Genomic DNA, 19,422 nt, shown 5'->3' with positions numbered 1-19,422 from the left:
GAATTTCAAACTTCTTGTGTGCGTAATGATTTTGGATTAGTGCCAGTATTTTTTTTGAAGAAGTTATTAAAGTAGGTAGGATATTCAAAACCGAGGGCGTAAGCAATATCTGCAATATTCCAGTCTGTATGCTGTAATAAAGCTTTTGCTTCACTAATAATTCTTTCAGAAATATGGGCAGTAGTAGGTTTGCCTGTAACTTCTTTTACAGCACGATTTAGGTAATTAGCGTGAATATTCAGATTTTTGGCATAATCCTGTGCCGTTTTTAATAGAAGCGGTCGTTCGGGGTCTTCGATAGGAAATTGTCTTTCCAAAAGTTCTAAAAAAACTGAGGTAATTCGGAAAGAAGCGTTTCTGTGTTGGTTAAAATTTTCTGAAGGTTGTAATTTCAAGGCTTCATGGATAATCAAATTGATGTAGTTACGGATTAAGTCGTCTTTATAAGCATAATCCGTTTGTTGTTCCTCTATCATTTTTTGAAAAAGAGTACTTAAAAATTCACGTTGTTGTGTTGTTATTTTTAAAATAGGTGTGCCATCAATCTTAAACAATGGCGAATGAAGTAAACTTTCAGAACGGTCTGACTTTAAAAATTCTTCTGAAAACAAGCAAGTGTAGCCCACATAATTTGTTGAGATTGTTTCCCAAGAATAAGGAATATGAGGGTTGCCAAAGAATAAAACAGTACCATCAGCATCGAAACTTTTATCGGCATAGTGAATAATACTTTCCCCAGTTGTTAAACAAATTTTATAAAAGTCTTTTCTGCTGTAAACACGTGTAGCATTTCCATCGCTTTCGATTTGGAAGACATTAAATCCTTTTAGTTTTAGTTCATTATTGAATTCTGAAACCGAACGTATATTTTTGTTTTGCATGAAGAAAATTAAGAAATTCAATCTTTATAGACAAGTCTATCAATAGTCTTTTTTTATGTGTTTGCCGATTCATCGACTATTTAATACTGAGTATTTTTTAAGAATCTTCCCAAAAGTTTTGAACGGCAGTAGGAAAGCTGTTTCATTTTCGTTGGCTACTTCTGCAACTGTTGTTTAATAATTTTCTTGCAAATATTTTCTAACCCAAGTGTAAGAAAATATTTGCAAGATTTTTCTGAATAAGGTATTTGTCAACCACGAACTCACTCAATTACTTCCCTGCTATTTGTGTGAGATGAGCAGGATAACGATCTCCTTGTACGTTAGTTTTGGCAAAAGCCTCGTCAATGGCTTTTACATCATTTTCAGATAAATCAATAGAAGCCCCACCAATATTCTCTGTCAAACGATGTGATTTTGTAGTCCCTGGAATCGGAACAATCCATGGTTTTTGTGCCAATAACCAACCCAATGCGATTTGTGCAGGGGTTGCTTCTTTTTGATGGGCAATTTCAGTTAACAATTCAACCAATTTTTGATTCGCCTTTCTGTTTTCTTGTGTAAAACGAGGAACAATATTTCTAAAATCTGTTGGGTCAAATTGTGTAGTTGCGTTGATAGTACCTGTTAAAAAACCTCTACCTAATGGACTAAATGGCACAAAACCAATGCCTAATTCTTCAAGCGTAGGTAAAATGGCTAACTCTGGTTCTCTCCACCAAATCGAATACTCGCTTTGCAAAGCAGTTACAGGTTGTACTGCATGTGCTTTTCGGATTGATTCAACGCCTGCTTCAGAAAGTCCAAAATGTTTTACTTTTCCTTCCTTAATAAGGTCTTTAACCGTTCCCGCCACATCTTCCATCGGAACGCTTGTATCTACACGATGTTGATAGAATAAATCTATAACATCCGTTTTTAATCGTCTCAGAGATTCTTCTGCTACCGCTCTGATACGTTCTGGACGGCTGTCTTGTCCTTTCTTCGAATCCCCATCTCGAAACCCAAACTTAGTAGCAATCGCTACCTCATTTCTGAAAGGAGCAAGGGCTTCACCCACTAACTCTTCATTATCTTTGCCATAAGCTTCAGCTGTATCGAAGAAAGTAATTCCTTGTTCGTAAGCCTCTCGGATTAATTTAATGGCAGAATCTTTGTCTGTAGCTGGACCATAACCAAAACTTAGCCCCATACACCCCATTCCAAGAGCTGATACTGCTAATCCGCTATTTCCTAATGTTCTTGTTTTCATGTTGAATCTTGTAATTGTTTATTAGTTCGACCTTAGTCAAAACCTTAATGACAATACAAATTTCTCCCTTTATTTTTTTTTAAAAGTATATATATTACAGATGTTGCTACCATCATTACTGATTTAAGGATGGGGCTAAACATAGATAAAATCCTAATGCTATATTTACATCGAAAGATTTAAAATTAAGGTCATGGAACAGATTATAAAGCTTGAAAAGATTTCCCAATACAATGACATAAAGGGTGTAGAAACGCAACATCCACTAATAAGTGTGTTTGATAATTCCACCGCCAGAGCGTTGCCCAATTACAGTCGTTTTCATTTTGGTTTTTACGCTATCTTTTTGAAAGAACTACATTGTGGGGAATTGAAGTATGGACGTAATAGCTATGACTATGATGATGGAACACTTGTTTTTATAGGGCCTGGGCAAGTGATAGAAGTAAATAATGAAGAAAATTATCAACCAACGGGTTGGGTATTACTTTTTCATCCTGATTTGGTAAAAGGAACAGCACTGGGAAAACTCATGAATCAGTATTCATTCTTTTCGTATGAATCGCATGAAGCACTTCATTTATCCATAAAAGAACAAGAAATTATCAAAGATTTATTGAATAAACTTGAATACGAAATAAGCCAAGCAATTGATAAACACAGTAAGAGAATTATTACAAACAACATTGAATTACTCTTAAATTACTGTGTTCGCTTTTATGATAGACAATTTATTACTCGTGAAAACATCAACAATGATGTTTTATCAAGATTTGAACATTTGTTGAATGACTATTTTCAAACTGAAGTTATACAAGATTTGGGACTTCCTTCTGTTGGATATTTTGCTGATTGTCTGCATCTTTCAGCGAATTATTTTGGAGATTTAATCAAAAAAGAGACAGGGAAATCTGCTCAGGAATACATCCATTTAAAATTAATAGATGTAGCCAAAGAAAAAGTTTTTGATACAGAAAAATCAGTCAGCCAAATCGCTTTTGAACTAGGTTTTAAATACCCACAACACTTTAATAGAATGTTTAAAAAGAGTACTGGTTATACCCCAAATGAGTACAGAAGCTTGAACTAAGTAAAGTAAAATCCCTTGAAATAAACTTCAAGAGATTTTACATAATAAAACAAATCGTACTTTATTTAGCACTATTTTTATTCAGTATCAAAAGTAATAAACCTAAATATGAACCCCTCCAGCTACTTCAATTCTTTGGGCATTTATCCATTTTGAGTCTTCCGAACATAAAAATACGATAACACTACCAATATCATCGGGCAAACCAACTCTACCTAATGCCGTATTGGAAGCGACCATATCGTTTAATGCTTTATTATCTCTTACAGCACCACCGCCAAAATCAGTTGCAATTGCCCCAGGAGCAATAGAATTAACTCTTATTTTCTTAGCACCAAATTCTAATGCTTGATAACGAGTGAGGGTGTCAATTCCAGCTTTCATAATGGCGTAAGCTGCATAATTTGGATAGCTAAAACGAGCTAAACCAGATGAAGTATTGATAATGCTTCCGCCTTCATTAATGATTGATAGTAATTTTTGAGTAAGAAAAAATGGTGCTTTAAGATGTGTGGTCGCCATTTCGTCGAATGCTTCTTCTGTCGTTTCCTCTATTGATGCATAATAGCCTGTTCCAGCATTATTTACGAGGGAATCAATTGTAGTTTTTCCAAAATCTTTTTCCAGAATGTCTTTCAAATCTGAAACAAAGCCATCAAAAGAAGCAACTTTTCCTAAATCTAATGGAAGACTTGCTGATTTTCTTCCTAATGCTTTTATTTCATTGACCACATTTTCGGCATCGGTTTTATTTGATTGATAAGTGATGATAACGTCGAAACCATTTTTTGCTAATTGTAGTGCCGATTCTTTTCCTAGTCCACGACTTCCGCCTGTTAATAAGACGATTTTGTTTGCATTATTTGCCATTGTTTTCTGATTTTTAATGATAAGGCAAAGTTGCAAACAATGTGATATATAGGGTTTGTAATAATCAAATTGATACTTGCGAAAATCAAATAATTATTCTCTGAAAAGTAATGGAGATTGATTGCTATGCTTTTTGAAGAAATTAGAAAAATGAGCAATTTCCTCAAAACCAAGCGTATAAGCTATTTCCGAAACATTCCAATGTGTTTGTTTTAGTAATTCTTTAGCTTCTTGATTAATTCTACTGGCAATAATTTCCCCTGTAGTTTTCCCTGTTGTTTCTTTTAAAACTTTGTTTAAATGATTTACATGCACGCCTAAAGTTGCTGCATAGTCTTTAGGGCTTTTCAACAACAAAATCTGGCTTGTATTTTCAATAGGAAACTGACGCTCTAATAATTCAATAAATAATGAAGTGATTCTTGCTGAGGCTGTTTTGTTACTTTCAAGGGGTGAAATAGGTTTTAATTTTTGCCCATAATGAATGAGTTCCATTAAATAATTTCGGAGTAAATCATACTTATATTCATAATCAGAGGTTATTTCAGCGTGCATTTTATCAAAAAGAGTATTAACTTGCTCAAATTGTTCTACCGTAATTTGATACACAAAATCACTTTGATTGGTAAAAATGGGAAGATTATCTATTTCTAAACCAATTTTGGATTTAGCTAAAAACTCCTTCGTGAACACACAAAAATGTCCAGCTTGCTTATTATCTAATGGCGTATAATTGTAGGGGATTTTTGGCGTAGCAAAAAGAATACCGTATTCATTTATTTCAATCGTTCTGTCGGCATATTCCACTTTATTTTTACCTGAAATTAAACTTATTTTGTAATAAGTTCTTTTGTTATAAGGCATTTCAGGCTTAGATTTAGATGATTTATACATTTTTTCAATATCAAAAACGTTGAAATGACCTATATCCTTATTGATGTTTTCACTGAGAATATCTTCTAAATCAGGATTATTTCCTCCCAAAATTTCTTCGTAAAATTGTTTAATTGTTATGATATTCATTTGTTTGCAAAATTCAAATATGTCAAGTTCCTTTTAAAAGGAAAATAATAGTATAAAAGTTCATTGCTCGTTTTCAGAAATTCTGTCATAACGGTATTTTAATTGTAAGTAAACCCATTTGTAAGTTAGTACAATAAATAATTATGATAAGGTAACGATTGTATTTTTACTTCTGGACAAGTAATTATCAACAGACACGAAATGGAATATCTAGATGTTTAACTAAAAGAGGCAATAACAGATTGCTCTGATTATCGCCTCTTTTTGATTTTGTGAATTGTTAATGCCTCAAAGCCTACTACGCTTTTCTGACAAATTCAGATTTCAATGCCATTGCACCAAAACCGTCAATTTTACAATCAATATTATGATCGCCATCTGTTAGGCGAATGTTTTTTACTTTCGTTCCTGCTTTAATGGCTTTCGGAGCACCTTTTACAGGTAAATCTTTAATGACAACCACGGTGTCGCCATCTTTCAATTCATTACCATTTGAATCTAATATTTTAGGATCTGCTATTTCGGATTCTACTTCATCGGGGTTCCATTCATAGAAACATTCAGGACATACTAAGAGCGAATCACTTGGATAAGTGTACTCACAATTACATTTGGGGCAAGGGGCAAATTCAGACATGAAATTAATTAAGAATTAGGATTTTGATGTACTATAATAATCTAAACAATGGTCAAAATTAAACATATTTCATGAATAAACCCGAAAAGCAAATTTTCAAATCCCAAATACTGTTTTTCAATTCTTAAATATCACCTATTCATAACGATTATTTTCTTGATATTTTAAAGGATAAATACTTCTTCACAAATGAAGAAGGATGATTTATTTTAGGGAATTTATGGTTGTGTTTAAGCTAACTTTTACTTCGTTAAGGATAGATTTTAATAAATATTTATATCTTAGGAATTACATTCCAACCAAAACTCTTAGACTTATACGTTTTAAAACCTTCTTTTCATGCAAAGTTTATTCATTGAATATGTATCGCTCATTTTATTATTTTGACATTGGTCATGATTGCCAATAAATTAGAAATTGCCTATCCTATCATTTTAGTATTAGGAGGTTTAGCACTTAGTCTGTTTCCAATTTTTTGGAGTTTTGGAAATGGCGAAGGGCAATCGCAAGTTTTGCTTTTCCTGTGGTGATTATTACTTCCTGCGATATTGTATTTGTTTCTAAAGCACTGATTCCCGGTTTTACTTTAGCACTTGGTTTTTTGTTAGGAGGGATTATTTCTCCGCCTGATGCCATTTCTGCAACCACCATCATGCGTCAGTTGAAAGTACCCAAAGTACTCTTGAGCATTGCAGAAGGCGAGAGTTTACTCAATGATGCTTCTTCATTAATTGTATTTCGATTTGCCTTGGCAACAGTGATTACGGGGCAGTTTCATTGGCAAGAAGCGACTTACAGCTTTTTCTCTGTTATTTTAATGGGTATATTGATTGGTTTAGCAGTCGGATTTATTTTCTTCACCATTCATAAATGGCTGCCAACAACACCAAGTATAGAAGTAGTTTTGACTTTCCTCACGCCTTATTTTATGTATTATGCCGCTGAACATTTTCATTTTTCAGGCGTTTTGACGGTAGTAAGTGGGGGACTTTTGCTAGCAAGTAAGCACGAAAGTATGCTTACTTATATGAGTAGAATTCAAAGCACCAATATCTTGAATAATTTGATGAAGAATTGATTCGGAAATATCACAACCTGATTGATATTGAGGAGTATAAAATTAGAGAGCGGAAAATTTTAAAAAAATACCTCATAGCTCAACCTTTCCCTTGTTGAGGAGTAATTCGATTAAGGATTATCAAGTGCTAACTTACAAGATTTGTGTATAAACCCTAACTTTTCTCTAAAAAGAGTTAGGGGTAAAGTTGCCTACCTTCGGAAGAATCCCAAAGAATATCGGGCTATTCATTCTTTTGAGCACAACCTTTTTTTATTCTTTTAAAAATAAATTATCATATGTTTTTGTAAAAACAATAATAGTTGTAATTTTGAATCGTTGATTTTGTCAACTATTATTTAAGTCAACAATATTGAGAATCAACTATATTATGGAAATTACAAAGACTTCATTTCAGTTTTTATTCGCAAATACAATAAGAGCTCTTTTCAAACAATCGGCTAAAGAGTTTGATAATCAAGATATTAAGATAACTCCCGAACAAAATTATTTACTCCGAATTTTAACTTCACAAGAAGAATCGATACAGTCGGATTTAGCTGAAATTATGCAAAAAGATAAATCTGCCATTATGCGTCACATCGACCAGCTTGAAAAAATGGCTTATGTTGTCAGAGTAAATGATGCAATTGACCGTCGAAAAAAACATATTGTCATCACTGAATTAGGGGCTGAAATTCTTAAAAAATGTGAACAAATTATTTCTAATCTCAGCGAGAAAAATATGGAAACTATTTCTGATGATGAGATGGAAACCTTCAAAAAAGTACTTATTAAATTAAAAGAAAACGCCGAAAGGTAGTTTTTTTGCCCTAATAGTTGATTGAATCAACTATCGTTAAAATCAATAATTTATTTATCAACTATCATTATGAAAAAGAATAAGATTTTCTTTTATCTGATATTATTCGTTTTGGGCTATGATGTTCATGGACAAAAGAATATTTCCTTAAAAGAGTGTGTAGATTTTGCTCTCAAAAACCATGTGAGTAACACCGTTTATGAGAACGAAATTGCCATCGCCAATCAAAAATCAAGAGAAGCATTGGCAGGTTATTTACCACAAGTAAGTACCAACATTACTTTTGATGATAACCTCAAAAGACAAGTTTCTATCATTCCTGCTGGTGCATTTAGTCCGACGGAAATTAGGTTACAATTCGGTACGCAATACAATACTACTGGTACAGCTCAATTAGACCAAGTATTATATGATAAGTCGATGTTAGTAGGCATCAAAGCGGCTGAACCTAATAATCAATTGTCGATTTTGAAAAAAGAGCAAAACCAAGACAATATCATTTACAATACCGTCAGTGCTTATTTTCAAGTATTGGTTTATTTAGAACAAGAAAAAATCACGCTGGAAAATGAGAAAAAATACCGTGAACTATTAGACATTCTAAAGTTGCGTTTAGAAAAAGGAGTCATCAAAAAGACCGATTACGACCGTACCAAATCAAGCTTAAATAATATCATTTCGCAGAAATCTATTTTGGAAATGAACAAGCAAGTGGCATTGAACAAACTAAAACACGCCATGGGGATGTCGTTGGATGAAGAAATTAATGTGATAGAATTTTCAAATTATGAATCTTTAGCAATTGTTGAAAAAGACAATAATTTCCAAGTAAATAATTTGTTGGATTACAGAATTCAAAACAACAATGCTCTTTTACAAGAATTTGACGTAAAACGTAAACAAGCCGCTTTTATGCCAACGGTTTCGATGTACGCTCGTTATGGAGCTACCAGTTTGAATAATGAATTTGCAAAATCTTTCTCTAATTGGTTCGATTTTTCAACGATTGGTTTGAAAGTAAGTGTGCCAATTTTTAGTGGTTATCGCAAATTAAGTCAGTTGAAACAAGCAGAAATTAGTTTATTGAATGCGAAAGCAAACATGCAAATTAGTGCTAATAATTTGCAATTATCTTTCAAAAACTCCAATGCACAATTGCTGAAATCTCAATCAGATTTAATCATCAATCGTGAAAATCTTTATTTCGCCAAACAGGTTTTTGAAAGTAGCGACTTGGAATATCAAAAGGGCGTTTCAACGCTTTCAGATTTACTCAATGCAGATTATTCATATAAAGAGGCACAAAGTAATTATATCACTTCTTTGATTAACGTAATGAGTTCAAGACTTGAATACGAAAAATCTAAAGGGAACTTAAAAAGCTATATCAACCAATTCTAATCTTCAGACACATGAAAAAGTCTTTCATCATAACATTATCATTACTTGTTTTGGCAGGAGCAATCTCATTTACGCTTGTTAAAAATAAGAAAAAAATTGAAGCGAATAAAGTAGTTGTTGACCGCTCAATTATTCCTGTAGCAGTTTCAACAATTAAAGTAGATTTTCAACCTTTTGATGGTAAAGTAAGTTTGCCAGCCAATTTGGAATTGACTAATGAAGCTACCTTGGCGATTGGTGTGCAAGGTAAAATCGAAAAGCTTTCTATCGAAGTGGGTTCAAGAGTATCAAAAGGACAAGTGATTGGACAGTTAGATTCTAAATTGAAAATTATCAATTTAAAAGCTAATGAATTAACGCTTAGTAAATTAGAAAAAGAATACCAACGTAACAGCGATTTATTCAAAGGAAATGCAGGAACAGAACTGAGCGTAATCAATTCAAAATATGATGTTGAAAATACTCGCATTCAAATTGAACAAGTAAAACAACAAATTGCTGATGGAAACATTATCGCACCAATCAGCGGAATCGTTACTTCTCGCAAATTGATGGCAGGTGAATATGTAAGTCCGGGAACAGTAATCGCCACAATCGTTGACGATGTACATTTGAAAGCCGTTGTATTTGTGAATGAAAAAGATGTTTATCAATTGAAATTAGGACAAAATGCTACGATTTCATCAGACGTTTTTCCTGATAAAAACTTTGTTGGAACGGTAAAGTTTATTACGCCAAAAGGTGACGAAAATCATAATTACCGTGTGGAATTACAAATGCATACCAATCAATTAAGAGCAGGTACGTATGTCATGGTGAATTTTGATTTAGGTCGCAAAGCGAGCGTTTTACAAATTCCTAAATTGGCTTTGGTAGAAGGTACAAAAAATCCTTATGTATATGTCGTAGAAGGCAATGTAGCGAAGGTTCAAAAAATTACTGTTGGTCGTGAAATGGGTGAAAATATTGAAGTAGTTGCTGGTTTACAAGCTGGACAAGAAGTAGTTACGAGCGGACAAATCAATTTGACCAACGGAAGTAAAATTTCAAAAACTTCTAACCAATAAACCTTAAAAATATGTCAATTACCGAAATATCCATCAAACGACCATTATTGATTACAGTAATTTTCGTAACGCTGATTCTATTTGGTTTTGTGAGTTATAAACAATTGAATTATAACCTTTTACCAAAATTTGAAGCCAATGTAATCATTGTTCAAACTACTTATCGTGGTGCGTCTTCTGACGAAATTCAGAACGTGCTTACCAAACCCATTGAAGAAGCCGTTTCGGCTATCGAAGGAATTGATAAAATTTCTTCTACTTCTTCTGAAGGTCTTTCATTGATTACTGTTCAGTTGAAATCGGGCATTAACACACTTGATGCTCAAAGAGATGCAGAGCGAAAAATCAATCAGATTAAATCTACTTTGCCCGACGATGCCGATGACCCCGTGGTAAACCGATTCAATACTGACGAAATTCCAGTATTAAGAATCAGTGCTTCGGCAAATATGTCTGAACCTGAATTGTATGATTTAATCGACCAAAAAATCAAACCTATTTTATCAAACGTCGCTGGCGTTGGTACAGTTCGTTTGATTGGTGGGAATGAACGTGAAATACAAGTAAACTTAGACAACGACAAGCTCCAAGCTTATAATATTTCTTCGGCACAAGTCAACCAAATGATTGCCAATAGCAATAGTTCGTATCCTGCTGGAAGCGTATTGAGTAACAGCAATCGTACTTCAATCCGTTTGGATGCCAAATTGGTGAAAGTGGAAGAATTAAGAAACTTGATTATTCGTCAGAATGCCGATGGAAGCAGAGTATTGTTGAGAGACCTTGCCGTCATCACAGACGGACAAACCGAAACTAAAACCTTAAATCGTAACAATGGAAAAGCAGGTATAGGTATCGAAATCGTAAAACAAGCGGATGCCAATGCAGTAAATGTAAGTAAATCTGTAAAGGAAAAATTACAAGTAATTAAAGCAAGTTACGCTTCAAAAAAATTCTCTTATGACATTGCAGCCGACCAATCAATCTATACTTTGGCTTCTGCTGATGCCGTAATACATGATTTGTTCTTGGCGATTATCATTGTGGGAGCGGTAATGTTGTTTTTCTTGCATAGTTTCAGAAGTTCACTCTTTGTATTGGTTGCTATTCCTTCGGCGATGATTCCGACCTTTATTTTAATGTACATCTTTGGCTTTTCGCTCAACTTGATGACATTAATGGGGCTTTCCTTAGTCGTTGGTATTTTGGTGGATGATAGTATTGTGGTATTAGAAAATATCTATCGTTACCTTGAAATGGGTAAAACCAAAGTAGAAGCAGCGATTGAAGGACGACAAGAAATTGGTTTCACCGCTATTGCCATTACTTTGGTGGACGTTGTGGTTTTCTTACCACTTTCGATGAGTGGCGGTTTGATTGGAAATATCTTGCGTGAATTTTCATTGGTAGTTGTATTCTCTACTTTGATGAGTTTGTTTGTGTCTTTTACCCTTACACCATTGTTGGCTTCAAAATGGGGAAAAGTTGAAATCTTGAGTGAATCAAGCCTTTGGGGGAAAATCAACTTAGGTTTTGAAAGATTTTTGGATGCCGTAAAAGAAGAGTACGGAAAACTCCTTACTTGGTCTTTGGGTCATAAAAGATGGGTTTTAATTGTGATTCTTGCCATGTTTATAGGTTCGGTTTCATTGTTGGCTACTGGTTTTATTGGTTCATCTTTTGCAGGTTCGGGCGACCGTGGCGAGTTTGCTGTTCAACTTGAATTAGCACCGCAAACACCATTATCACAAACCAATTTGATGACCAAAAAAGTAGAACAATTACTTCTCCAAAAGCCAGAAGTAACAAAAGTATTTGCTAACGTTGGTACACAAACGGGTGCGGTAGGTACGGGAAGTTCAAATGCCAACATTTCTGAAATATCTGTTACTTTGGTTGAAAAAGAAGATAGAACTGTTTCTACAGATGCTTTTAGTACGGCTATTCGTGATGAAATTAGTAAAATTCCAGGTTTGAAAGTCGTAATTCGTCCCGTAAGTCTTACGGGCGGTAGCGAAGCACCGATTCAGATTGCGATAAAAGGCGTAGATATGGCTGTAATTCAGGAGGTTGCGAATCAAATTAAAGCCATTGTTCGTAAAACACCCGGAACTGATTACGTAGAATTTAGTACGAAAAGCTTGAAAACTGAAATTGCTATTCAGCTCGACCGTGACAAAATTGCCAATGCAGGTCTAAGTATTCCAGAAGTAGGAGGGGCGATTCAGTTGGCATTTAGAGGAAACGACCAATCGAAATTCAAACAAGCAGGGGAGGAGTATCCGATTAATATTTCTTTAGAAAAATCAGATAAACGTTCTATCGAAAATGTGCGTGAACTTACGCTTCGCAATAGTAGAAATGCGATTATTAAATTGAAAGATGTAGCCACCGTTGCTGAAATTGTAGGACAATCAGTTTTGGAACGTTCAGACCGAATGAATTCTATTAAAGTAACGGCTTCAGCAGTGGGTCGCCCAACGGGAACTATCGTAGCAGATTTACAAAAACAAATTGCTAAATTGAAAATTCCAGATGACGTAGTGATTGATTATCAAGGAGAAGCACAACGTCAGAAAGATGCTTTTGGAAGTTTAGGAACAGCCATGTTATTAGGAATTTTGTTGGTGTATTTAATCATGGTTGCTCTTTACGAAAGTGTGGTTTATCCGTTTGTGGTACTCTTTTCAATTCCTGTGGCATTAATCGGGGCATTATTAGCCTTGGCTTTAACGATGGAATCTCTAACGATTTTCGCCATTGTAGGTTTGATTATGCTTTTAGGTTTGGTAGCCAAAAACGGTATTTTGATAGTTGACTTTACGAATCACCTCAAAGAAAAAGGTTTATCCGTAAAAGAAGCCTTGATTGAAGCAGGAAAAGAACGTTTACGTCCAATTTTAATGACTACCATCGCTATGATTACAGGTATGTTGCCGATTGCTTTAGCTACTGGTTCAGGAGCAGAAGTAAAAAATGGGATGGCTTGGGTAATTATTGGGGGCTTAACCAGCTCAATGTTTTTGACCCTACTTTTAGTGCCTTGTATGTATTATATCATTGAGTCATTGAAGAATAAAATTTTAGGGATTAGAGCTAAAAAAGCAGCATAATTCTGTTCCCAAAAAACAATCTATGGGCTTCGTTTTATCAATAGAGATGGAATTTATTTCATCTCTATTGATATTTAAAATCAATCCTTAGTCATCGACCTAAACTACGTGGTGGTTTTATTACAAAATAGCTTTTATTCTCGTTTACAATTTTCTACAATAATCTGCATCAGTGATTGACTTACTTCAATATTTTCAGAAGCAGTACCTGCCAAGGCATTTTCTCTAAATTTTGGCACTAATTGGTTTAACTGTTCAATGGTTTTCAGCCCTTTGGGTGTGAGTTGGAATTGAAACATTCGTCCATGAGTCGGATGTCCTTCACGAGTTAAATACTCATTTTTTATCAATAATTCTATGATACGAGTAATAGAGGCTTTGTCTTTAAATACCTTTTCAGCAATTTCTGTCTGAGAAGCATTTGGATAGTCGAGTATTGTATTTAAAATTAACCATTGGTCGAGTGTAATATCAAATCCATGCGTTTTCATTTGAGCTTGAAAATATTGACGATAGGTTTTTACGGTCTTCTCTAATTGATAAAAGAAAGTATTACTTATTTTTTGCATAAGATAATCAGAATCAGGTTGTTGATATATCAACAAAAATATAATTATATTTGTTGCGTATTTCCTTTCAATATCAACATTTTTTAATCCTCAGCAATGAAAAAACTTTTTACGTCTTTAAGTTTATCACTTTTATTAGTGACGAGCTACGCACAAAACAAAGTTACTTGGGTAGCTACTTCGCCTGATAAACAATGGGTTACACAAACAGGTTTAATCCCACAAAAATCTTCTGGAAAAGTGGATGTATCAATCCAATTCAGTAAAACACAACAAACCATTGAGGGCTTTGGTACTTGTTTTAATGAATTAGGTTGGACTTCTCTTAATTCATTACCAGCAAAAGACCGAGAAAATATACTGAAAGAACTTTTTGCTCCAAACCATGGAGCTAATTTCACGATTTGTAGAATGCCTGTTGGTGCGAACGATTTTTCGAGGAATTGGTATTCCTATAATGAAACAGAAGGTGATTTCGATATGAAAAATTTTAGCATTGCCAACGACTTTGAAACCTTGATTCCCTTTATCAAAAATGCTCAGAAGTACAATCCAAAGCTGAAAATATGGGCTTCACCGTGGTCGCCACCTCAGTGGATGAAATACAATAAACATTATGCTTCACGCAGTGTTTTGGGGAATAGTACATTTAAATCAGAAAAGTGGGGGATGGATTTTACAGGCATAAATAACGGTTTGCCAGTAGATAGAGAAGGAAAAGAAGGAACAGATATGTTTATCCAAGATGAAAAGTACTTTAAAGCTTATGCCTTATACTTTTCAAAATTTATTGAAGCCTATAAAAAACAAGCTATTCATATTGGAATGGTAATGCCACAGAATGAATTTAATTCTCCACAAGTGTTTCCAAGCTGTACTTGGACAGCCGCAGGACTTACTCGTTTCGTGTCATATCTTGGCCCTGAAATGCAAAAAAGTGGTGTTAAGTTATTCTTTGGAACGGTTGAGCGAGCTAATGAAAAATTAGTAGATACCTTATTGACTGACCCCAAAAGTAAAGATTATATCAAAGGAGTAGGTTTTCAGTGGGCTGGCAAAGGAGCAATTGAAGGCATTCATAAACGTTATCCAAAGCTACCTTTATATCAGTCTGAGCAAGAATGTGGTACTGGTACTAACGACTGGGCTTATTGCAATTATGCTTGGGACTTGATGAAACAATACCTCAATAACGGTACAAGTGCATATATGTATTGGAATACATCATTAAACAAAGGAGCTATCAGTACTTGGGGTTGGAAACAAAATTCATTAGTAAGTGTAGATACAAACACGCATACTTATAGCTATAATTATGAATTTTACTTGATGAAACACTTGAGCCATTTTGTGAAAACAGGAGCCAAAAAAGTAGCAAGTTCTGGCTTATATACTGATTTACTGGCTTTTGTTAATCCTGATAAAAGCCTTGTAATTCTGATTAGAAATGCTGAAAATCAAGATAAGACAGTTAGCATTCAACTAAAAGATAAAATAATACAACCTACTTTAAAAGCTAATACGATTAATACAATTCTGGTAAATTAGAGAAGAATAATTTTAGATAAAGCGAGGCTACTTTAAAATATTAAGGTAGCCTTGCTTTTTTTGTCGAATATCAAAAGCCACATTGCCACTCATGGAAGAAAAAGTAGCCACCTGACAACATGCAAGCCTATTTTTGAGCATCATTTTAGCAATAGAATGATGCTCACTATGTTTACTTTGGTATTTAACAGGTGATTGCATAAAGGTTTGTTTATAAAAAATCTATATATTGTAATATCTATTAATCGGTTTTAATAAATATTCAATTATGAAGCTTAAACAAAAGGCTTATTGGCTTACCTTTTTCTTCTTTACTTTGTTCTTTGGAAACGCATTTGCGAATGTATCTGTAGGAAATTTAACGGTTGATTATCAAGCTAATCCTTTGGGTATCGACATCCAGAATCCGCATTTTGCTTGGCAAATGAAAGTATCGGATGTCCAGAAAAGAGGATATTTTCAAAAGGCTTATCAAATCATCGTTTCGGATGCCCAAAATCAAGTCGTTTGGGATTCTAAAAAAGTAAATTCCGACCTTTCGCATGGCATTGAGTACACCGGAAATCCCCTAAAAGCTACTACTCGTTATACGTGGAAAGTAAACGTTTGGGATAATTTCAACCAAATAAGTAGTAATACTTCATGGTTTGAAACGGGTTTGATGAACCCAAATCCAGATTTATCGGCTTGGTCTGGGGCAAAATGGATTGGTGGTGGTGACGAAGATTTGGTTTTATTTTCGCAATACCTTTCGGTTTATAAATTTCAATATACTGTTCAGCTCGATAAAGCTTCAAATTCAAGCAAAGCAGCTTTTGTTTTCGGAGGAAACGACCGCCGTTTGTTGGATAAGAATCTGAATTTAATGGCGGTACAAAATGCTTTAAACCAAAGCTATATCGCCTTGGAATTAGACATCGTAAACGTTTCCGACGCTGCTGACGGCTTGGCAAAATTTAATATTTACAGAGTTGGTTATGACAAAACAGACTCAAAAGACAAGGTTTTTAAATCTTTTGATATTCCTCAAACCCTTATCAACCAAGCCAACAAGTACGAAAAACATAAAATTTATGCAGAATGTAATTTTGGCGTTTTTGAGTTTTTTGTGGATGGCACAAAAGCGGAAAATCTGTTGAAAGATAAAAGTGCTGCTCCAACTTCGCCTTTTGCACAAAGAGGTTTCAACTTGAATCCTGTCGGAAGTGGTAATAATTTTATCAGTTTCCCGATGTTGGCAGACATTGGTTTTCAAACTAATGACAATCAGAAAGCCTATTTTTCTGAGCTTGAAATCAAGAATTTCCGTTTCCCTTCTAATACACTTTTTACTGAAAAGTTGACGAATAGTAATTATTCAGGCATTTTTAAAGCTGAAAAACTAAGTATTGTAAATGCTACTTATGCCATTTCGGGCGGAGCGTTGATTTTGACAAATCCAAGTAAAAATGCCGCTCCGATGCTTAGAAGTACTTTTGCCACACAAGCGAAAGCCATCAAAAATGCTCGGTTGTACGTAACCGCAAGAGGGATTTATGAAATGTATTTGAATGGCAAAAGAGTTAGCAACGATTATTTCAATCCCGGACTTACGCAGTACAACAAACACCATTTGTACCAAACTTACGATGTTACTTCGGCATTGAAACAAGGCGAAAAAAATGCGATAGGTGCTTGGTTGAGCGAAGGTTGGTGGAGTGGAAACATTACTTACAGTGGCGAAAGCTGGAATTATTTTGGCGACCGCCAATCGCTTTTGACAAAATTGGTCATTACGTATTCAGATGGTTCAGAGCAAGTAATTACTTCAAATCCGAAAGAATGGAAGTTTTTCAACGACGGCCCAGTTCGTTATGGAAGTTATTTCCAAGGCGAAGTTTATGATGCTAACAAAGAGGAATTGATTAAAGATTGGACAACAGCCAATTATAACGATAATGCTTGGAAAGCATCAGTAGAAGTACCATTAGAAGGCACTGCTTATGAGGGAACTTTCACAGATTTTATGGGTAGAAAATCTACGTTAGATTATCAAGATTGTAAAATCGTAGGACAAATGGGCGACAACGCCAGCATTGTAAAAACAATGATTGCCCAAAGTGTAGAAGAAGTTCGTCCGAAAGTATTTGTGTATGACATGGGTCAAAATATGGTTGGTTTTCCACAAATCTTGATTAAAAATGGAAAAAAAGGACAAATCATTACGCTACGTTATGCAGAAGTAAAATACCCAAGTCTTCCCGACTACAAAGGAAACGAAGGAATGGTAATGATGGAAAACATCAGAGCGGCATTGACACAAGATATGTATATTTTAAAAGGAGGCGATGAAATTATTCAGCCAAGATTTACCTTTCACGGTTATCGTTATCTTGAGCTAACTGGCATTGACGAAGTGATTCCTGTGGCGGATGTAAAAGGTTTAGTGATTAGTTCGGTCAAAGAATTGAGTTCAATTTATGAAACTTCAAACGATTTGGTCAACAAACTTTGGAGAAATATTACTTGGTCGCTAAGAAGTAATTTCCTTTCAATCCCAACTGATACGCCTGCAAGAAATGAACGTATGGGCTGGAGCGGTGATATTTCAGTATTCTCTAAAAGTGCTACTTATCTTACCAATTCAGATTTATTTTTGAGAAGACACCTTTTGGCAATGCGTGATGTACAAGCCGAAAGTGGTAGATTCACCGACGTTGCACCCATGGGTGGCGGTTTTGGCGGTACACTTTGGGGAAGTGCGGGTATCGTGGTGGCTTGGGAAACTTATCAGCAATACGGCGATGTACAATTGTTGAAAGAGCATTACGATGCCATGAAACGCTACATTCAGTTTTTAGAAAGTAAAGTAGATAAAACGACTGGTATTTTGAACGAAGGTCCATTGGGCGACTGGTTGAGTCCAGAAGGCAATAAAAACGATAATACTTTATTTTGGATGGCGTACTTTGCTTATGATTTAGAAATTATGAACAAAGTGGCGACGATTCTTCAAAAAACAGAAGATGCAACCGCTTTCAAAACACGTTATGAAGCAATAAAGAAAGTTTTCAATGAAGTATATGTCGATAAAAATTCGCATAAAACCGTAAAATCGGGTGTTAAAACGGGTTTTATCGCTGCCCCAAATGAAGCGGATACTCGTGGAAAATCTGATAAGGGTACATTGATTGATACTCAGGCATCTTACGCCATTCCTTTGGATTTGGGTGTTTTCGATGAAACAAATAAAGCTTATGCCATTCAAAATTTGAACGAAAGTATTCAAAGAAAAAACAAAGACGACCTTGGCGTAGAACGTCCTGAATATTCATTGATGACAGGTTTTATCGGAACGGCTTCTATATCTGAAGCACTTTCTGAAAATGGAAGTTCAGCCAATGCTTATCGACTTTTACAACAAACTAAGTATCCTTCTTGGTTGTATTCAGTCGTAAACGGAGCCACTTCTATTTGGGAAAGACTTAATTCTTATACCGTAGAAAATGGTTTTGGAGGCAATAATAGCATGAACTCTTTCAATCATTACTCTTTCGGAGCAGTAGCAGCTTGGATGAATAATTACTCTTTGGGCATTCAAAGAAGTCCAGAAAAGGCTGCCTTCAAAGCCATCGTCCTAAAACCAACGCCCGACCCTGACAAAGTGATGACTTGGGCAAAAGGTTATTATGATTCAGTGTATGGAAAAATCAGCAGTGAATGGCGTTATGAAGGCAATACTTTTGTGTATAAAACCAGTATTCCAGCCAATACAACCGCCACACTCTATTTGCCAGCCAAGAGCATTGCACAAGTAAAAGAAAGTGGAAAAGCCATCGCACAAGTGAAAGGAATTAGTCAAGTAAGTATTGAAAACAATCAAGTAAAAATGACATTAGTTTCAGGTTTGTATCAATTTGAAGTGAAATAGTGTTTGTATATTTATCAAAAAAGTCTGAATGGTATTTGCTGTTTGGACTTTTTTTTGTTGGGGTGGATGTAGTTAAATAGACCCATTAAATTTGGTTATATTTTGTGTACTTAGTAGCTTTAGATTATAGAAATTTGGTAGTAATTATTTCTTGCATATAAAGAAAGCATTACTCTTATAG

At 34.8% G+C, this 19,422-nt stretch carries 15 protein-coding genes; 8 read left to right on the top strand and 7 right to left on the bottom strand.

Annotated features, from left to right (window positions below):
• Nucleotides 1-5 precede the first annotated feature (5 nt).
• Complete coding sequence (locus tag HNP25_RS10425; RefSeq protein WP_184133955.1) at nt 6-881, bottom strand: helix-turn-helix domain-containing protein; 876 nt, start codon at nt 879-881, stop codon at nt 6-8.
• A 271-nt stretch (nt 882-1,152) separates the two neighbouring features.
• The gene (locus HNP25_RS10420) at nt 1,153-2,133 is read right to left on the bottom strand and encodes an aldo/keto reductase (protein WP_184133954.1); all 981 of its coding nucleotides are present in this window, start codon (nt 2,131-2,133) and stop codon (nt 1,153-1,155) included.
• A 193-nt stretch (nt 2,134-2,326) separates the two neighbouring features.
• Between HNP25_RS10420 and HNP25_RS10415 the strand changes: the two genes are divergently transcribed.
• The gene (locus tag HNP25_RS10415) at nt 2,327-3,223 is read left to right on the top strand and encodes a helix-turn-helix domain-containing protein (protein ID WP_184133953.1); all 897 of its coding nucleotides are present in this window, start codon (nt 2,327-2,329) and stop codon (nt 3,221-3,223) included.
• A 102-nt stretch (nt 3,224-3,325) separates the two neighbouring features.
• Here the strand turns inward: HNP25_RS10415 and HNP25_RS10410 are convergent, their stop codons facing one another.
• From HNP25_RS10410 to HNP25_RS10400, 3 genes are all read right to left on the bottom strand, one after another.
• Entirely contained in the window at nt 3,326-4,093 is a 768-nt protein-coding gene (locus tag HNP25_RS10410; protein ID WP_184133952.1) for an SDR family NAD(P)-dependent oxidoreductase, read from the bottom strand.
• Nucleotides 4,094-4,186: 93 nt separating this feature from the next.
• A complete protein-coding gene (locus tag HNP25_RS10405; protein WP_184133951.1) occupies nt 4,187-5,116 on the bottom strand; it encodes a helix-turn-helix domain-containing protein in 930 nt (309 codons plus the stop codon).
• 298 nt (nt 5,117-5,414) lie between these two features.
• Nucleotides 5,415-5,753: a zinc ribbon domain-containing protein YjdM gene (locus HNP25_RS10400; RefSeq protein WP_184133950.1), complete on the bottom strand. Its 339-nt coding sequence runs from the start codon at nt 5,751-5,753 to the stop codon at nt 5,415-5,417.
• 475 nt (nt 5,754-6,228) lie between these two features.
• Between HNP25_RS10400 and HNP25_RS10395 the strand changes: the two genes are divergently transcribed.
• The 5 genes from HNP25_RS10395 to HNP25_RS10375 all read left to right on the top strand — a co-directional run bounded on the left by HNP25_RS10395 (nt 6,229) and on the right by HNP25_RS10375 (nt 13,214).
• Entirely contained in the window at nt 6,229-6,831 is a 603-nt protein-coding gene (locus tag HNP25_RS10395; protein WP_229202832.1) for a cation:proton antiporter, read from the top strand.
• A gap of 370 nt (nt 6,832-7,201) precedes the next feature.
• The gene (locus tag HNP25_RS10390; RefSeq protein WP_184133949.1) at nt 7,202-7,633 is read left to right on the top strand and encodes a MarR family winged helix-turn-helix transcriptional regulator; all 432 of its coding nucleotides are present in this window, start codon (nt 7,202-7,204) and stop codon (nt 7,631-7,633) included.
• 69 nt (nt 7,634-7,702) lie between these two features.
• A complete protein-coding gene (locus tag HNP25_RS10385) occupies nt 7,703-9,034 on the top strand; it encodes a TolC family protein (protein ID WP_184133948.1) in 1,332 nt (443 codons plus the stop codon).
• 11 nt (nt 9,035-9,045) lie between these two features.
• Nucleotides 9,046-10,101, top strand: a complete 1,056-nt coding sequence (locus HNP25_RS10380; protein WP_184133947.1) for an efflux RND transporter periplasmic adaptor subunit — start codon at nt 9,046-9,048, stop codon at nt 10,099-10,101.
• 11 nt (nt 10,102-10,112) lie between these two features.
• A complete protein-coding gene (locus HNP25_RS10375) occupies nt 10,113-13,214 on the top strand; it encodes an efflux RND transporter permease subunit (RefSeq protein ID WP_184133945.1) in 3,102 nt (1,033 codons plus the stop codon).
• 134 nt (nt 13,215-13,348) lie between these two features.
• Here HNP25_RS10375 and HNP25_RS10370 read toward each other — a convergent pair whose 3' ends face one another.
• Entirely contained in the window at nt 13,349-13,783 is a 435-nt protein-coding gene (locus tag HNP25_RS10370) for a MarR family winged helix-turn-helix transcriptional regulator (protein ID WP_184133944.1), read from the bottom strand.
• A gap of 96 nt (nt 13,784-13,879) precedes the next feature.
• Between HNP25_RS10370 and HNP25_RS10365 the strand changes: the two genes are divergently transcribed.
• Complete coding sequence (locus HNP25_RS10365; protein ID WP_184133942.1) at nt 13,880-15,331, top strand: glycoside hydrolase family 30 protein; 1,452 nt, start codon at nt 13,880-13,882, stop codon at nt 15,329-15,331.
• 27 nt (nt 15,332-15,358) lie between these two features.
• On the opposite strand, the gene HNP25_RS10360 is transcribed toward HNP25_RS10365, so the two are convergent.
• On the bottom strand, nt 15,359-15,532 hold the full coding sequence (locus HNP25_RS10360) for a hypothetical protein (RefSeq protein WP_184133941.1): 174 nt from the start codon (nt 15,530-15,532) through the stop codon (nt 15,359-15,361).
• Nucleotides 15,533-15,599: 67 nt separating this feature from the next.
• Between HNP25_RS10360 and HNP25_RS10355 the strand changes: the two genes are divergently transcribed.
• Nucleotides 15,600-19,241, top strand: coding sequence for an alpha-L-rhamnosidase (locus tag HNP25_RS10355; protein WP_184133939.1), 3,642 nt, complete (start codon nt 15,600-15,602; stop codon nt 19,239-19,241).
• The last annotated feature ends 181 nt before the right edge of the window (nt 19,242-19,422 follow it).

The organism is Arcicella rosea (assembly GCF_014204325.1).
Lineage (GTDB): Bacteria > Bacteroidota > Bacteroidia > Cytophagales > Spirosomataceae > Arcicella > Arcicella rosea_A.
The sequence above is the reverse complement of the archived record's forward strand: the minus strand, read 5'-3'. Positions and strand labels throughout refer to the sequence as shown.

What these genes read in the sequence shown, in the direction of transcription:
- HNP25_RS10425 (WP_184133955.1), bottom strand. Translation starts at nt 881, where the DNA reads ATGCAAAACAAAAATATACGTTCGGTTTCAGAATTCAATAATGAACTA.
- HNP25_RS10420 (WP_184133954.1), bottom strand. Translation starts at nt 2,133, where the DNA reads ATGAAAACAAGAACATTAGGAAATAGCGGATTAGCAGTATCAGCTCTT.
- HNP25_RS10415 (WP_184133953.1), top strand. Translation starts at nt 2,327, where the DNA reads ATGGAACAGATTATAAAGCTTGAAAAGATTTCCCAATACAATGACATA.
- HNP25_RS10410 (WP_184133952.1), bottom strand. Translation starts at nt 4,093, where the DNA reads ATGGCAAATAATGCAAACAAAATCGTCTTATTAACAGGCGGAAGTCGT.
- HNP25_RS10405 (WP_184133951.1), bottom strand. Translation starts at nt 5,116, where the DNA reads ATGAATATCATAACAATTAAACAATTTTACGAAGAAATTTTGGGAGGA.
- HNP25_RS10400 (WP_184133950.1), bottom strand. Translation starts at nt 5,753, where the DNA reads ATGTCTGAATTTGCCCCTTGCCCCAAATGTAATTGTGAGTACACTTAT.
- HNP25_RS10390 (WP_184133949.1), top strand. Translation starts at nt 7,202, where the DNA reads ATGGAAATTACAAAGACTTCATTTCAGTTTTTATTCGCAAATACAATA.
- HNP25_RS10385 (WP_184133948.1), top strand. Translation starts at nt 7,703, where the DNA reads ATGAAAAAGAATAAGATTTTCTTTTATCTGATATTATTCGTTTTGGGC.
- HNP25_RS10380 (WP_184133947.1), top strand. Translation starts at nt 9,046, where the DNA reads ATGAAAAAGTCTTTCATCATAACATTATCATTACTTGTTTTGGCAGGA.
- HNP25_RS10375 (WP_184133945.1), top strand. Translation starts at nt 10,113, where the DNA reads ATGTCAATTACCGAAATATCCATCAAACGACCATTATTGATTACAGTA.
- HNP25_RS10370 (WP_184133944.1), bottom strand. Translation starts at nt 13,783, where the DNA reads ATGCAAAAAATAAGTAATACTTTCTTTTATCAATTAGAGAAGACCGTA.
- HNP25_RS10365 (WP_184133942.1), top strand. Translation starts at nt 13,880, where the DNA reads ATGAAAAAACTTTTTACGTCTTTAAGTTTATCACTTTTATTAGTGACG.
- HNP25_RS10360 (WP_184133941.1), bottom strand. Translation starts at nt 15,532, where the DNA reads ATGCAATCACCTGTTAAATACCAAAGTAAACATAGTGAGCATCATTCT.
- HNP25_RS10355 (WP_184133939.1), top strand. Translation starts at nt 15,600, where the DNA reads ATGAAGCTTAAACAAAAGGCTTATTGGCTTACCTTTTTCTTCTTTACT.